The 16081-nt window shown below is 57.9% G+C and carries 14 protein-coding genes; 12 read left to right on the plus strand and 2 right to left on the minus strand.

Features of this window, described 5'->3' with window-relative positions; genetic code table 11:
* Window positions 1-67: 67 nt before the first annotated feature.
* The 11 genes from KZ498_RS18325 (at window position 68) to KZ498_RS18375 (ending at window position 13588) form a co-directional block, all read left to right on the plus strand.
* The gene (locus tag KZ498_RS18325) at window positions 68-400 is read left to right on the plus strand and encodes a hypothetical protein (protein WP_312620681.1); all 333 of its coding nucleotides are present in this window, start codon (window positions 68-70) and stop codon (window positions 398-400) included.
* 104 nt (window positions 401-504) lie between these two features.
* Window positions 505-3123, plus strand: a complete 2619-nt coding sequence (locus tag KZ498_RS18330) for a DEAD/DEAH box helicase (RefSeq protein ID WP_312620682.1) — start codon at window positions 505-507, stop codon at window positions 3121-3123.
* A 139-nt stretch (window positions 3124-3262) separates the two neighbouring features.
* Complete coding sequence (locus KZ498_RS18335; RefSeq protein ID WP_312620683.1) at window positions 3263-4753, plus strand: hypothetical protein; 1491 nt, start codon at window positions 3263-3265, stop codon at window positions 4751-4753.
* A gap of 141 nt (window positions 4754-4894) precedes the next feature.
* Window positions 4895-5926 carry a TFIIB-type zinc ribbon-containing protein gene (locus KZ498_RS18340; RefSeq protein WP_312620685.1) on the plus strand — a complete coding sequence of 344 codons (1032 nt, stop codon included), beginning with the start codon at window positions 4895-4897 and terminating at the stop codon, window positions 5924-5926.
* Between the two features lie 102 nt (window positions 5927-6028).
* Window positions 6029-6667, plus strand: coding sequence for a hypothetical protein (locus tag KZ498_RS18345; RefSeq protein ID WP_254841493.1), 639 nt, complete (start codon window positions 6029-6031; stop codon window positions 6665-6667).
* Window positions 6668-6937: 270 nt separating this feature from the next.
* Complete coding sequence (locus KZ498_RS18350) at window positions 6938-8164, plus strand: hypothetical protein (RefSeq protein ID WP_312620687.1); 1227 nt, start codon at window positions 6938-6940, stop codon at window positions 8162-8164.
* A gap of 97 nt (window positions 8165-8261) precedes the next feature.
* Complete coding sequence (locus KZ498_RS18355) at window positions 8262-8729, plus strand: hypothetical protein (RefSeq protein WP_312620689.1); 468 nt, start codon at window positions 8262-8264, stop codon at window positions 8727-8729.
* A 107-nt stretch (window positions 8730-8836) separates the two neighbouring features.
* A complete protein-coding gene (locus tag KZ498_RS18360) occupies window positions 8837-9133 on the plus strand; it encodes a hypothetical protein (RefSeq protein ID WP_312620690.1) in 297 nt (98 codons plus the stop codon).
* A 167-nt stretch (window positions 9134-9300) separates the two neighbouring features.
* Window positions 9301-10824, plus strand: a complete 1524-nt coding sequence (locus KZ498_RS18365; RefSeq protein WP_312620692.1) for a hypothetical protein — start codon at window positions 9301-9303, stop codon at window positions 10822-10824.
* A 179-nt stretch (window positions 10825-11003) separates the two neighbouring features.
* A complete protein-coding gene (locus KZ498_RS18370) occupies window positions 11004-11843 on the plus strand; it encodes a hypothetical protein (RefSeq protein WP_312620694.1) in 840 nt (279 codons plus the stop codon).
* A 242-nt stretch (window positions 11844-12085) separates the two neighbouring features.
* Entirely contained in the window at window positions 12086-13588 is a 1503-nt protein-coding gene (locus KZ498_RS18375; RefSeq protein ID WP_312620696.1) for an AAA family ATPase, read from the plus strand.
* 483 nt (window positions 13589-14071) lie between these two features.
* Here the strand turns inward: KZ498_RS18375 and KZ498_RS18380 are convergent, their stop codons facing one another.
* Window positions 14072-14278, minus strand: a complete 207-nt coding sequence (locus tag KZ498_RS18380) for a hypothetical protein (RefSeq protein WP_156105561.1) — start codon at window positions 14276-14278, stop codon at window positions 14072-14074.
* Window positions 14279-14347: 69 nt separating this feature from the next.
* Window positions 14348-15175, minus strand: a complete 828-nt coding sequence (locus tag KZ498_RS18385; protein WP_049984715.1) for an IS5 family transposase — start codon at window positions 15173-15175, stop codon at window positions 14348-14350.
* Between the two features lie 250 nt (window positions 15176-15425).
* Here KZ498_RS18385 and KZ498_RS18390 point away from each other — a divergent pair, with 250 nt between their 5' ends.
* Window positions 15426-15989, plus strand: a complete 564-nt coding sequence (locus KZ498_RS18390; protein WP_312620701.1) for a hypothetical protein — start codon at window positions 15426-15428, stop codon at window positions 15987-15989.
* Window positions 15990-16081: the final 92 nt, after the last annotated feature.

Below are 16081 nucleotides of genomic sequence, written 5' to 3' on the forward strand. Positions count from 1 at the left end.
TACCGCCCTGCCCCGACTGCACCCCTGAGGTTAAACGTCCGGGCAACGCACTTTTGATTGATTGCCCGTGAAACCCTCTGCTGCTGCCCCCGCTGGTCAGATCCTCGCGTACAGCTGCCCCCGTTGCGAGCACAAGGGGGTCTACTACTACACCGATCTCGCCCTCTACGACAACGACCGCGATCCTGGTGAGGACAGCATCCTCCCTGAGCACGCGCCCGCCGTCCCCGGCAGCGCGATCGACGCCGACGCCGATGCCATCGTTTGTCCGAACGAATCGTGTGGGCTCGTGCAGTTCCGCCATGTTGCGTTCGAACTCCTTCCCTCGACGGCTGTCCGCGCACGTCGCTCGACATCGGCGGACGACGAGACGAGCGCGCTCGTTGAGGCTACTCCGTAGTCGGCCTCGGGAACACCTCACTCCGCTCGTCGAAGCACCGTCATCCACGGCTCTCTGAGGTCTTGCACGATATTTCTCTCCCTCCACTGGAGGTGAAGGAAGTTATGACGAAGGAGTCACCACCGTCAGAGTCGGACGTGTCGCGTGCCGGCTCGAAGAGTCGCTCAAAGACGAACGCCGACGCGGCTGTCTCTCAGTATGTGGAGCTCGAAGCGGGGACACGCGCCTTCGATGAATCGGCCGGCGAACGCCCCTCGATCCGCGATACTGTCGACTGGCTCGCCGAGAACGAGGCTACCGTCGGTGGAAGCCTCGTGAACCACCGCGTGATGACCGGGCAATCCGCGCAGACTACGGATGTCCCCCTGCGCCCGGAGCTCTCCGAGGCGATCCGCGAGAAGGGCATCGATCAAGTCTACGACCATCAGGCGGAAGCGATTCGGCACGCTCGACTTCGTGACCACGTCACCCTTGCGACCCCGACCGGGTCGGGGAAATCACTCCCGTATTCGATCCTCGCCGCCGAGCGCGCCCTCGTCGACGACGGCCGCACTCTCTATATCGCACCGACGCGCGCTCTCATCAACAACCAAGCCGACGATCTCTACGACTTCCTCCAGAACGTCGACCCCCATCTTGACGCAGGCCGCTACACGGGCGGACTCTCTCGACACCAGAAACGCCGCGTCCGCGAGCGGCAACCGCACGTTCTCGCGATGACGCCTGATATGATCAATTACTCTATTCTCCCGTTCGCCCACAAACTCTGGGGCTGGTTCCTCTCCAACTTGGACCTGATCGTCATCGACGAACAGCATCAGTACCGTGGCGTCTTTGGTAGTCACGTCGGCGTCGTCCTTCGACGACTCCGCCGGCTCGCGAAGACCTTCGACGCTGACCCGACGATCGTCGCCTGCTCAGCCACCATCGACAACCCTCGCCAGCACACTGTCCAGCTGACTGGCGTCGACCCAGCCGACGTTCACGTCGTCGACCAGGACACAAGTGCTGGCGGCTCAACGCACTGGCTCTTCTGGCAACCACCCCGCGGCCAGCAGGGGCAAGCTCGATCGACACACCGGACAACTGCACGTCTCGCAGCGGCGCTCGTCGAACGTGGTCTCCAGACTATCGTCTTCACGCGAAGCCGACAAGCGGCCGAACAGTACGCTCAGGTCACCGCTCGCCGCCTCCAGCGTGACGGTTATCCCAGCCTCGCCGACGACGTGGCCGCGTATCAGGCCGCACTCTCGGACGAGCGGCGAGAAGAACTTGAAGCCGGGCTGCACTCCGGCGACATCCGCGTCGTCTGGAGTACGAATGCCCTCGAGGTTGGGATCAACATCGGGAACCTCGACGCTGTCCTCGTCGACGGCTATCCGGGAACACGGATGGAACTCTTCCAGCAAGCCGGCCGTGCCGGCCGGGGGACCGACCCGAGCATTGTCGGCCTCGTCGGCGGCGCCGATCCGCTCGACCAATACGCACTCGACCATCCGGATGATCTCCTTGACGGCAGCGTCGAATCCGTCGAATGCAACCCCAAGAACCCACGTGTCCTTACCGAACATCTCCCGGCAGCCGCCGCCGAAGCCCCCCTCTCCACCGACGACAATACTTGGTTTGGCGATGACCTCCCGAAGTACGTCTCAGCACTCACCGACGCCGGCGTCCTCGACCGCTCGCTCACATCGACAGATATCACGTGGACGTACGTCCCCGACGGGGGACCGCCGCCGAGCCAGCACGTTTCCCTCCGGTCGATCAACTCGCGCTCGCTCCGTATCGTTGTGACACCGGACGACCAGTCCTCCCCGGATATCCCCGCGAGTAACGAGCTCGACGTCCTCGGTGAACTTCCACTCGCCTCCGGTCTTCGTGATGCCCACCCCGGCGCGATCTACTTCCATCAAGGCCAGCGATACCGCGTCATCGACGTCGATCTCAACCCGGAAACCCCGCCGGGAGCATCCGGCTCTGCCTCGCCAATCGCGTGGGTTGAGCCTACAAACGCGACCTACACGACTAGCGCGGTCACAGACCGCACGCTCACGCTCCAAGACGCCGACGAGTCACGCGGCCTTCCCGGCACAGCCGACCCTGAGGTTGCGACTGACGGCGGTGACGCAAGCGCCGACACAGCACCTCCCGCCGTTCAGCTCACCGAGTTGACCGTCAGCGAAACCGTCGTTAGCTACTACACCCACCAGTCCGGGAGTTCGAATGGACCTGTTCCCATCGAGACCGACCTTCCGGAAACCGAACTCTCCTCGGATGGTCTCGTCATCAGCATCCCGCCCACCATTCGGGATGCCTTCACCGAGGAGCATCCCAACGCAGATGACCCTGACGCGCCATCGCCGTCCTTCGAGGGGAGCCTCTACGCCCTCACGAACGCACTGCTGGGAGTCCTTCCAGCAACCGTCCTCTGCGACCGCAGCGATATGCGCGGGCTCGCAATCTCGCGTCTCGACACAACCGGCCACCCTACGATTGTCCTCTACGACGACCATCCTGGTGGTGTCGGCCTCGCTCGTAGCGTCTTCCAGCACCTCGAGGATGCCCTCGAATTCGCACAGACTCGCGTTGCCGACTGCGAATGTGATGAGGGATGCCCGGCCTGTATCCACCACCCTCACGACGCCTCGAGCAACCAGACGCTCGACAAGGTCGGCGCGCGTCTCCTTGCGGATCTCCTCCTCGACGATACGCACGCGGCCTGACCACTGCATCATCTCCCCTTCGCGACACCCTCCCATGGACTAAAGTCAGAGAACTGCATATATTCTGGCGAGTTGACTACTCATGGCGAGCGATCTCCCCGCCCCACCAACCGAGTCAGGCGTCTATCCCGAGGACCGTATGAAGGTCTCACGATGGCTGACCTGGAAGGAAGCCGATGACGGCCGCAAGATTCCCCGCGCACCCTACCACAACTCAAACCAGCCAGATCGGTACGTCTCCGCGCAGGACCCAACCATCTGGACGGACTTCGAGACCGCAGCAGAGTGGGCGGATAAACTCCCTCATCACCAACTTGCGTACGTTATTCCCGACCGCAACGACTTCGAGACCGACCTCGTCGTCATCGACTACGACGACGCCCGCGATCCCGAAACGGGTGAAATCCATCCCCTCGTCCATGATCATCTTGCTGACGCCGATTCCTACGCCGATGTCTCTCCGTCTGGAACAGGTGTTCACATCCTCTGCCGCGGTCAGCTCCCCGAGCGCGTCAAGACCATCTCTGACGACCTCTCCGAACATGAGGCCTTTCCCGAGGCGTCAATCGAGGTCTACGAGTCCGCGCGTTTCATCACGATGACCGGCAGACACATCGCCGGTACACCCACCGAGACGCGCGACTGCCGGACCTTCCTTGATGGGCTCGTCGAGGACTATGCGACCGTCTCCGCAGCGACCCCCGATGAAGTCGCCTTTGAACCGGATACTACTCGCGAGGACATCGAAGACGTCGAGACCACGAGTGACATTCAGGATGTTTTCGACGCCATCCAGCACGTCCGACCGAGAGACATCAGCCTCCGCTCGACTGTCACTGAGGAGCGTGCTGACGGTACGCAGTCACTGGATCCATCCTGGGCGAACTCTTCGTCTGGCACGCGCCTCGCCCAGCTCGATGAAGGCTGGGTGTACCGCGATGGTCTCATCGGCCTCGACGCTCTCCAAGTCGTCGCCCTTGAGGAAGGCATCATTACTGGCGAACGAGATTATCCCTCTGGGGAGGACTTCTGGGAGGCCGTCGACGAGCTTCGTGCTCGCGGCGCGCACATCCCCGAGTACGAGGAGGACAAGTCGGAGGCCGCCCCATCGGCAAGCGACTGGTCGCCTGCTCCTGACTACACCCCTGACCGCGATGCCGACGCCCCGGCGACGGGCAGTTCATCACCGTCCGATCTGGGGTCATCCCACAGTAGCGGTCGGACGCGTGGCCGCGATTCTCCCCGACGCGGCGAGGGCGCAGAATCACTCTACAAGGCAGAAATCGACCGTCTTGAAGCCGAACTCGAAGCTCGAGAGGAGCGGATAGACGAACTCGAAGCCGAACTTGATGAGCGAACAAAGAAACTTCGGCGTATCCACGTCCGTAACTCCCAACTCGAAGACGCCCTCGAGAACGACGCCGAAGTCCAAGTCCGTGCCCTCGATACTGACATGCTCGTCGACATCCTGGATGACCAAACGCTCGTTGCGATCGTTGAGTATGTCGCCGACACCCACGCTGACGACGATGGCAATCTCGAGCTCTCCACAGCCGACGACTCAGGTGGGCGTCTCGACCGTCTCAAGTCCTTCCTTCGCTCGGACTCCTCGTCCTCAACTTCCCGCTGAACACCTGGTGATTTTCACTCGGTATCAGGGGTGTCCTCCCTATCTTAGAGCCGCATCCACCGTCTTACCTCCCGGTTCTTGTTTTTCTTCCCCAGACGTGAGGTGGCGGGAGTCATCACCGATCCCTCTCCGTCCCTCACTATGACCGAGAACGATTCATCCACTCCCGATAGCAACCGGGTTCGGACTCGCAAGATACCCGACTCGGAACGTACGACTGGACCATCCGAGACCACTGACGCCGCCGTCGCTGCTAGGACCGTTACGTGTCCCGAGTGCGACGGAGATCTTCACGTCGACCACGTTCATGGAGAAACCCGGTGTGCTGACTGTGGACTCGTCGTCACGGAGAATGCTATCGACCGCGGCCCCGACTGGCAGGCCTTCTCTGCGGACGAACGGGAACAGAAGTCCCACACAGGGAGTCCACTCACGCCAACCCAGCACGACTTTGGCCTCAGAACCGAGATCGACTGGCGCAACAAGGATGCCCACGGGAACACCATCTCCTCACAACGGCGAGCGCAGCTGACCCGACTTCGCACGTGGCAACAACGGTCCCGGACTGGGAACTCGAAGGAACGCGGCCTCAAGGCGATGCTTTCAGAAATCCAGCGTATGGCCGCTGCTCTCGATCTCCCCGACGATGACCACGACATCGCCGCCGTCATCTGCCGCCGGGCCAGTGATCAGGACCTCCTTCCCGGTCGGAGTTACGAAGGCGTCGCGACTGCCGCCGTCTACGCCGCAATCCGGCAAGCTGGCCTCCCACAGGATCTCGAAGCCCTCACGCAGGTCAGTCGAATCGACGATAAAATCCGTATCAAGCGCACCTACCGATATCTCGTCCGCGAACTCGAGCTCGAAGTCCCGCCGCCCGATCCACGAGACTATCTCTCCCGCCTCTGTTCGGAACTCGATCTCAGTCAAGAGACCAAGCGGTTTACGATGGAACTCCTCAAGGACGTTATGGAGGCAGGCATCCACTCCGGGAAGCATCCCGTCGGGATCGCCGCCGCTGCCCTCTATGTCGCCACGCACCACTCAGATTCTCCTTCCAGTGACTCGTGTACGCAATCCGAACTTGCGGAGGCCGCGAACGTGAGTGTGGTCACGATTCGCAACCGCTACCACGACATCCAGGATACGTGTTTCCCGATGGTCGAAGCCTGACTTCTCGAACGTGGCCGACCACATTTTGACGACCGACAAATTCAACCAGAGGATATCGAATTACGCACCAATCTTTATGAAGTCATATTCTGAATTTCAGCTATGCCGACAGTTGAGGTGTGGTCACTGTGGCTGCACATTGCTGCAGGCATAGCCGCTCTGTTCGCTGGCCTCGGCGCACTCGTGACCAAAAAGGGAGGAATGAGACATCGTCAAGCCGGGAAGGTCTTTCTCGTATCGATGGGCGTTGTTGTTGCCACAGTGTTCGTCCTAGTAGCTATCGACCCTGTGGCGTTCCGTATCATCCTCACCCTCGTTGCGATCTTTAGTGGATACCTTGCGTTCTCAGGATACCGTGTACTCTCTCGAAAACGCCCGACCAGTACTGCCCATATGGTCGACTGGGGAGCTGCTGGGAGCGTCGTTCTTGCGTGTGCGGGACTTGGTCTGTGGGGCATCAACTGGTTTCTTGATGGGAATTCTTTCGGGGTTGTGATGATCGTCTTCGGTGGAATCGGCATTGCGTTCGGAACACTGGATATTCATTCATTCTATGGTGAGAATTCTGGGGAATGGATGGTCAGCCACCTCCAACGGATGATTGGTGCGTTTATTGCTACGGTTAGTGCCGTTTCAGCTGTCAACCTCACGTCCGAACTGGGAATTATAGCGTGGTTGTTGCCTACTCTCCTCGGCGTTCCCCTCATCGCATACTGGTCAAATAAGTACAGTTCTCCCTGAATATGGATGCTTCTGAATCTAATTTCAAGCCGACCACATCGATTTCAAACAATCAAGAAGATGGATCATTTCAAAATATACAGCCGTAGGCTAATCCACACGACTGCCGACGCAATGATTTTCTCCTCTAGGCCACCGCGTTAGGTTGTCCGACGGCAATCACTGAACCGTTGCCCCTGTAGATCCTCGTCGATTCATTTACTGGTTTCTCCTGCGCGATCGGGATAGACGCGCAGATAACATCGTCACCTCCCTTCCTCATATCCCACTATGCCATTCACGAGTCCCCCGACCCCTGCGCTTGAGACGGCCACTTATCCAGCAGACTGTCGTGACCACGACCAGTGGTTGACCTGGAAGCCAACCGACAACGACCGAAAGGTCCCACGAGCGCCCTATGCCTATCCGGACTGGCCCAAGCGGTATGTCGATGCTCAGAACCCCACGGTCTGGACGGACTTCGAGTCCGCCCAAGACTGGGTCGAGAAGCTCTCCGCCGGTTTCGCCCTTGCGTGCGTCATCCGCAACCGTGACGAGTACCCCGACGAAGACCTCGTTGTCGTCGATTACGACGATGCTCGTGATCCGGGAACTGGCGCAATCCATCCTGTCGTTCACGAGCACTTGCAGACTGCAGACTCGTACGCCGACGTCTCCCCCTCTGGAACAGGCGTACACATCCTCTGCCGCGGTCAGCTCCCCGATGACGTCACGACTGTTGCCGACGATCTTCCCACCCACGACACCTTTCCGGACGCCTCTATCGAAGTCTACGACTCCGCCCGCTTCGTCGCGATGTCCGGCCAACATCTCGTCGGGACGCCCACCGAAACGCACCCGGCGCAAGCGTTCATCGACGACGTTGTCGACGCGTTCACGACCCCACAGCCACAGGCGGATACCTCATTTGAGGTCTCAGAGCCGCCCACGGACGCGTTGCCTGAGGCCCCCTCGTCGCCTCCATCTCAACGGTCACCGCCAGCGTCCACGACCAACATCGAAGACGTCTACCGGGCGGTCGAGACTACGCGACCGTCCGAAATCCGCCTCGACTCGCCAATTACGGAAACTCGTAGTGACGGCACGAAATCACGGAACCCCTGTTGGACGAACTCGGACTCGGGGACGCGCCTCGCCGAGATGGACGACGGCTGGATCTATCGGAACGGCCTCATCGTTCTCGATGCCCTCCAGATTGTTGCCCTCGAAGAAGGCATCGTCACAACTACCGGCGAGTATCCCTCTGGAAAGGACTTCTGGGAGGCTGTCGAGGAACTCCGCGCTCGTGGTGCCGACATACCTGAGTACGAAGCCGGCTCCGACCGTAAGGAAGCGTCCGACCAACCCACGCCACCCCCATCCCCGACAGCTGGCCGGTCGCTGCGGGACCTCCACCGCAAACTCAGAGTGAAAACCATCGAGCGAAACCAGCTCAGAGACGAACTCGTCACTCTTCGTCGAGAACTTGCCGCTCGAATCCGTGACGTCCGCTCGTAACCCGGCGTCCTCCCCGTGAGTGATCCCGACGCGAACTCCCCATCACTCGATCGGGTTTCTTTCCGGCCGTTACAGGTGACCCGCGAGGAGACTCACTATGGCCAACACCAGCCCACGTACCTTCACAGCCTTGACCGACCACCCGCTCCCGCTTGACGAAGACGAGGTCGCGGCGTTCGCCGAAGACCATTCCCAGCTCGACCCGGACACCCACGTCGACGCCCTCCACGAGGACTACATCACCTTGCTCGCGGAGACCGCCCAGTGGCGCGTCTTCATCATCGATCTCTACGGTTTTGATGGTCGCGTCTACCTCTGGAACGGCGCTCTCGGCGAAGGTCTCGCCCTCCCCACGAACGAGTGGGCAGCAGGGAACCTCGCCGAAGCCTTCGCACTCTACCGGCAGGCCATCGCCGACAATATCAGTCGTGACGACCTCCCCGTCACGCTCGACGAAGACGCCGAGTGTCCCTATTGCGGAGGCGAACTCTCCTCCTCGACGACGCCATCCGGTTCGATCGACCAACGCTGCACGGGTTGTGGCGAACATCGAAGCATCGGGTGACTCGGCTTACCGTCCTGACTACGAAAACATCGAGCCGCCTGCTGATCGAGACCGGACCTCTCACCCCGGCTTTCTTTCCACCTACGGGAGGTGAGGCGTATTCAAATATGTACTACAGAGTCCGATTCCCCGACGTCGGCGCAGGCGCGACGCGGCTTGCGTGCTTCATCGAAGGCGAGAGCGAAGCCGCGGTTCGCGAGCTGGCAGCCGACCACCCGCACTTCCGAGGCTGGGACGCTTCGAAGGGGAGCGTCCGGAAGACGAACCTCGCGAACCGGAAGTCACTCGAGAACCGAATTATGGATGTCAGCAATCCGAATGCGGCCGTCCTCGAGGACGGCACCGTGCTTTGTCGGTCCCTGGAGCGCGACGAGGTCGTCGAGCACCACCCCGAACGGACGTAGGCGCTCCACGACCGACCGAACCCCCACCGCCCCCCGCACAGCACCGCACGGCGTAGGCGGATTTCTTCCTCCCATCGAGTGGTAGAGGGCGGTGAAAACGCCCATCAGCGCACACTAGGCGGACGACAATCCTCCCACGTCGAACTCAATCTTAGAGGTCATTCACGATGTCAGCTGAAAATCAGCCCAGTTCAGAGCACCGCGATGCGCCACGAAGTGACCGTGATTTCGCGGTCGACGAGAGTATCGATGTCCGATCACTTATTGCGAAGGAACAGACGCTTCCCTTCCTCGGGCTCACTCCCGCGGACGCAACAACCATCGACTATCCGGACGGTATCGAGCCCTCTGGCCGCCGCTTCCTCAACGCGGACGCGAGTGAAGCCCGCTCACTCAAAGCCGTCATCAAGGCGCTTCCGCAGGCCAGCAGCGGCGAACTCCGCGCTGTCAACGAGTTTGTCGATCCAGCGGACGAGACGATCGACCCTGAGGAGATTCGTGACGTCGACGGCCTCAACGCCGATCTTCTCGAAGCCGCAACTGGCCAGTCCGTCGAAGAGCTCGCCGCGAACGCACCAAGTGACCGTCTCCTCGACGTCACCGATCACCAGGATATCATCGACCGCCGTCGTCTCGCTCTCGCGGCACTCGGCTACTCTGTCAAGTTCCGCTGGCAGATCTCGACCTCCAGGTACTCGATCGTCAACCCTGAAGAGGCCTACCTTCCGCTAATGGGAGCGCTCCAAAAGAACGGCGCCGACGAGGCGTTCGGATGGGCGGATATGCGGGACTGGGGCGGCGTCGCGAAGCTCACGGTCATCCTCCCAGACTTCAGCCGTGAACTCGATATGAGCCAGTCGGATGGCTCAACGAAGGCCACTATTCGCGAACACGATGCGCTCGCCGACGTCGACCCCACGATGAGCGACGGTAGTGACGAGGACGATAGAGATGACGAGACGGCGACTGTGACGGTCTACGGTGGTATCCAGACCGGCTACGACTTCCGTGGCTCCCAGACGATGTGGGCGAAGCCCCTCCTCTTCTTTCCGGGATCGGGGACGGTTATGTACGGTGTCGGCCAGCGGTACTCACGGCGACACGTCGGCGATGTCACGAACGCTGCTCACGAACGCGCTCACGACCGCGTCCCCATTATGGAGTGGTGGGGAAACATCTACGACGATCTCGACGCGCGAACGACCACCGTGGACGATGTCCTCGTTCGCGCCCGCTCGGTTGCGATCGATTTCGAGGTACTCCCCTTCGATGTCGACGACTTCTACGTCTATCTCGGTATCCCCAGCACGTACGCCGAGAGCGCGAGTACTCGAGCTACGCGCATCGCGATGCCCGACTTCTGTCCCACACTCTGGAACCTCCAGTTGTCGCTACTCGTCGCCCTCGGTGAATTCGAGGGCTCCCGAGCCTCAGACACCTTCCAGGCTTACAATGAGGTTGCCCGCGACATTCTCTTTTCACCCGGCAAATCCATCCAGCTTGCCGCCCGCGAGCACGACCTGCAGGCCGATGACGACGAACCGAGCATCGCGCCCGACCAGCAGACGCTCAGTGATGCTCTCGGTGAGGCATTCGCTATTCCCGGTGTCGAAGCCGCCTCTGAGCGCGACCTCTCAGATACTGACGCCCAGCGAGTCCAGAACACCATCCAGGAATCCCTCAATCAGTAGCCCGAGATACTCTCTTCCCAATCGAGATTAGCCCAAGTTCTCATGGTTTTCTTACGTAGCATACCTTGGATGAGCTAAGATTGGCGTGACCGATATGGTGTACAAAGGGTGCTGCGAGACCACTCTTTCGGGTTGGGGCCACACAAGATACTTATTATGCCTTTCTCAACTAAAATGATATGCAAATAGAACTCGATGGGGAGTCTTATGCTGTTACCACTGGTGGGTACGAATCTCCAATCCCCTCGAATGCCATTCTAGATTTAGAGGAGGCAAAATACCAATCCCGATCTTGGAAGGGTTCGTTCTCGTCTGATCAAGTTGATCTAGCAGACATATACTCCTCCAATATTTGTCCGGATAGCCCGATGTTCACTATCCAATTCGGCCGGTCATCTGATGTAGATGAGGATCCAACGTACCAGGTTTTTGGAGAAGGAGTGGAATCCTTGACGCATGGGACAGAAAACATTCCAGAAATAGCATCAAAGGTTGAAGAAGTATTCCGAGACAGGGAGAAATTCTCGCTCCATCGTCCATTCATTCGTGCACACTCCAGACTTGCTGATGGTTCTGTCTTGTATACCGGCGTCTATTATTATGGACGTAGTACTGACTCAGTAAAACGATTTGAATTACGAATATTCCATCCAGATGTACCGTTTGGAGTGGACCGATACGACGAGATCTTTGATTCAAGCCCGGTGAAGAAACCTCCTTATCTTGAGGAAGTGAACACAAAACGATATAGAGTGACAGACATTCCAGAACGAGCTACGGAGGTTGTGAGACCTATCATTTCCATTAGTGATTCAAGTGTTGAGACCGTAGCAATTGAAAACCCCATCACCTCAAACAATGTTCCTGAAAATGCCTGGGGGGCGTTCAAATCTCCAAACCAATTGTTTGCAAAATCATATCTGGTAGAGGATGAAGCTCAATCTGCAAAGATATCTGACTTCCGGGCGGTTTCTATAGATGATTTAGAGCCAATCTTTTATGAAGCAGAAATTCAGTAAGCCTTTCTAAGATGCTGTATTCGAGAAAATAGATTACTTGCTGAATTTGACGTTTGGTTTTGTATACCACCTGAATCGGTTCTCTCCTACCTACCTACGCTCGTATGGCGGTGGTATCTGCGACTAGTGAGTGCTCAATTCTCAACTCCACTTCCTTCTACGGCTTCACTGTAGTCCGTTTTTCCCGCACCTCAGTCCGTGAACGCGATTGACCACTTATGTCACAAGCAGCTCCACAGTCCATGAGTACCGACGATCAGCAACGGTTCCTCAGCCACCTCGCTGCCGGCCTCATCAAAGAAACCGGCGGAGATCTCCCAATCGAGACACTTCACCTCCGCGCCAGCGATTATCTCGACCTCGACGGCGACACCGTCACGCAGCTCGCCGAGGAGGGGGCTAGCAACGGGATCTACACGCTTGACCGCGACAGCGACGGCGGTCAGCGCATCACGAGCGTTTCCCCAGAAGGCGACTGCCCGACCGAACTCGCCGCACACGTCGACGCTCTCACTGCCTCTGCCGACAGTATTGATTTCACCATCCTGGACGGTGTCGGCGAGAGCGTCGAGCAGAACCTCATCGACGCGGGGTACACCACGTTCGGGGAACTGCACCGTGCAGACCCTGAGGAACTCACGGACATCCCGACGCTTACGGGGAGTAAAGCTCAACTCATCGTCCAGCAGGCCGGCCAGCACGTCCAAGCCGAGACAAAGATCGCCGAGGACGCCCTCGCTCGCTACCGTGAACGCCTCGGGGACGACACCTCGGGCTCGGCGACCGTCTACTCCATCACTGACGTCGAACAGGATGTCGGCGACCCGCTTGCCATCGTCGACTCCTCGATGCCAGTCGAAGAGGGAACCTTCTACGGGCTCCCTATTCTCGAGGACAACGACCACCCGCATATCGTCCGAAAGCGCGATATGCCCACGCGGGCCGGTGAGGTAATCGCGCCGAAGACGACGACGATGGAGGATGTCCAGCTCGACACGCTTGAAGCGACCGCGATGAAGCTCGCTCGCGGCAACCGCGGTCTCCGACTGGTCGGCCCCCACGGCGCCGGGAAGAACTACCTCCTCAAATATCTCCACTACAAGACGAATCGCGTCCTCGTCAGCGTCGACGCCGATGCCTCGATGCTCGCCCAGGACCTCCTCGGTATCTCTACGGTCAACGAGGACCGCATTGTCGTCTTTCGCGACGGCATTCTCACGAAAGCGATGAAGCACGGCTACACGATCGTCATCAACGAGGTGAATGCCGCGCCGGCGGGCGTGATGATGGCGCTCCAGAAGGTCCTTAATCAGAACGTTCTCACCGTCAAGGAATCCGGCGAGGAGATCATCCCGCACCCGGCCGCTCGGATTGTCGTCACGATGAACCCACCAACGCGCGAATACCGAGGGAGCGAACCGATGAACGCCGCAACTCGTGACCGCTTCCAAACTATCTTCTTCGAATATATGGACCCCCAGGACGAGATCGACTTTCTCGATCAAAAGTACAACACAAGTCGCCAGCGCATCGACCGAGACAGCCTCCGTCGGATGGTCGAGTTCGCAAACGCCACCCGTGACAACGAAACGTGGCCGACGCTCTCCACACGGAAGCTCGAAGACGCCATCGACTGGTACGATATGGGGGCGAGCGTTCGCGGTGCCCTCAAGCACGTCGTGAAGGCGAGCGCCGAAACCCATCAGAATCCCGACGATACCTTCGAGAAACTCGAAGACACGTGACCGACAGGATCATCTCGCAACCCACACCTCACGATGACCTCACCTTTCAACGTCACTGTCGATGTCTGACCCACCACCGTACCTCGTCGAGAACTCTCTAGAGTACTTTTCCGATATCTCTCACGCCCGCTAACTCACCTATTCTGCGGACTTAGAGAGATTAACGAAAGGCTTCGTATTTTCTGGGTGTCGTAATGATTTTCAGAAATTCTGTGACTAACTTAGATCTTGAGCTCGGAACAGCGGTAATACAGTACTGACAGCTAATTCTGAGCATCCCAAAGCGCTACCAAGATTGCAGCAATCCCAATCCCGGCTTTTCCCCATCCCTGAACCCAGGAAACGGTTATCACCGAAAAAACAACCACTACAAGTCCTATCCACGGGAGCCGTCTCCTCGTTTCCTTTGGTCTATTACTCATATGGCTCTGTTGAAATCCTATCAGATAGACACGAACGCGTGCTAAATAGTATCTCAGCGAATTACGACGCTGTCACTTCGTCCCCTCCAAATTCCTCATAGGAATAATACAGAAATGCGACGAGTAGTCCCAGTAGAATTGGAGCCCATGACGGAAGGCTTGGAAGTGGAATGAACATAATGAGAAGAACTGCCACCAGCGCAGCTATCAGTCCTAATCCAATCATATTGATGAGTGTCTTCCACGGTACAAGCGTATCTTCGGTCATTGTTTAGCCATTATCGCCGCTTCATATGAGCCTTCTGCGAGTTGCAGTAGTCACACTCCGATAGTCGCGCTATGATGCGAGGGCCTTGTCGAGGTTGTGAACCAAACAGACGAGAGTAATCTCACGGAACTGCTTCCACCAGCGCCGTGAGCGGACGAATGCGCCATATTTGCGTTTGAGGCGAGAATTTACGGTCTCGTTTTGACTCCGCTGACCGTAGAGGTCGGCGTCAAGTCGAGCGTTCCACGCCCTATGGAGTGATGAAAACTCGCGGTGCTTAATTAGCGGACGAACACCAGTCTCACGGGCTAATGCGCGAATCTTCTGGTCGTCGTATCCCTTGTCGCCGAGGAGAATCGCTACGTCACCAGTATTCCTCTTGAGGAGCGATGGTGCGATTTGCGAGTCGTGTTTTCGTGTCGTTGTCACGTGTACGTCGAGAATCGCGTTCGACCTCGTATCTACGAGAAGCGTTACTTTCAACTGCTGAATCGTCAACTTCGTTCGCTTCGTATAGTGCTTCGAGGCGTGACTACGGTCAAAGCCAGAGGCATCGATACCGACGACACCGTTGGTCGGGAGGAGGGTAACCGAGAGGTTGAGAAGCACACGCCAAACCGCCATATCGAGCCGGTTAAACGCCTTACATAACGTCGAAGGAGACGGGAGTTCCTCAAGGTCAAGGGCGCTCCGAATGCGAGGCATCTCGATAAGTTCGTCAAGGAGCGTCCGGTACGTCGTATTCTTCCGCATCTTGAGACAGAGCAAGACGATGTGCTGGTGGAGTGTGTACCGGCGTTTCGAGAACTTCGACGAGTAGCGGGCAACAGCTCGCCGAGCCAAGTGATACGCCTGCTCAACGAACCGAAGCAACTGCGACTTTGGGAGGGCCTGCATCCGGTCAGACTACCGGGCGAACCTGTAACCCTCCGAGGATTTCAACAGAGCCACTCATATCTCTTCATCAGATCGCCGGTAGTATTTTGACTGCGTGAACATATGCGTTCACATGACTCGATCAGATGATCCCCGCCCTGGAGCAGTTTTAACTCGTCAACAACGCGACTATCTTCGAGGAAACGTTGACAAGTCAGGTGATGCTGACCGCGCGTTCCGGTACAAGATTCGGAAACGACTTCGCGCTGCTATGCACGATCTAGCACTTGTTTATAACCACTTGTCAACGGATGAACTCCGAACGACGTTTGAAGACGATCACAGACCAGATGAGCCGGGAGATGACCCAATACCAGGGTATGCTCCCCGGAATAAATATGGGTTCATCGGGCATGGATATGAAGATGAGCTTGGAATCCCACGTGAAGGAGATCTTGAATCTGGATTCCCTGGTGAGATGAATGTAATTGAAGCTGGGCTTCTACATCTTATCGAATCCAATCCGAGGTATTCAAAAACAAACCCTTCGATGCAACGCTCATTACGCGACTCAGCCGCGTATCTGTGTAGAGTTGCTACCGCCGCGCAGATCAAACCTGACCGGGTTCTTGAAGACGGATATAATGTATTTCTTCGAGATCATGAACGGATGGACTGGATAGCATATGTCAGAAAATACAGCGAAAATGCAGCATACAAAGAAGCGCTAGATATAATCAAATCGCCTGAAAGAACCGATTTGAATAGGATGCACAGGACAGCTATTAACCGACGAGGAAAAACAGTAAACGACCTAGTTGAGCGTTTTGACTAATCATTCGTCAGTCCTGTACTCGAGGTATACTATGGCAAGATGGCCGTGGGTCGCTTAGTAACACCCGATGCACCTAAACAATCGACAGGAGA

This window comes from Haloarcula sp. 1CSR25-25 (assembly GCF_032027985.1).
GTDB lineage: Archaea > Halobacteriota > Halobacteria > Halobacteriales > Haloarculaceae > Haloarcula.